The sequence below is a fragment of the Streptomyces megasporus genome (assembly GCF_000718985.1).
Taxonomy (GTDB): Bacteria; Actinomycetota; Actinomycetes; order Streptomycetales; family Streptomycetaceae; genus Streptomyces; species Streptomyces megasporus.
Genome location: NZ_JODL01000191.1, coordinates 1 through 218, shown reverse-complemented (window position 1 = coordinate 218; position 218 = coordinate 1). Strand labels below are relative to the sequence as shown.

Annotated in this window: 1 protein-coding gene; it reads left to right on the top strand. The window is 74.8% G+C overall.

Annotated features, from left to right (window positions below):
- Positions 1 to 218 (top strand): DUF2637 domain-containing protein (locus tag IF47_RS0127315; protein ID WP_157840084.1); only part of this gene is annotated, 218 nt, incomplete at both ends.

The following is a 218-nucleotide window of genomic DNA, read 5'->3' as shown; positions in this document are numbered from 1 at the left end:
CCGATGCTGCGGCAGACCGCCTGGCTGCTGACGGCCGCCACCATCGCCTTCAACGGCGCCGCCGCCTGGCCGGACCCGCTGGGCGTGGGGATGCACGCGGTGATCCCGGTGCTGTTCGTGGTCGCCGTCGAGGCCGCGCGGCACGCGGTCGGCCGGATCGCCGACATCACCGCCGACAAGCACATGGAGGGCGTGCGGCTCTCCCGCTGGCTGCTGGC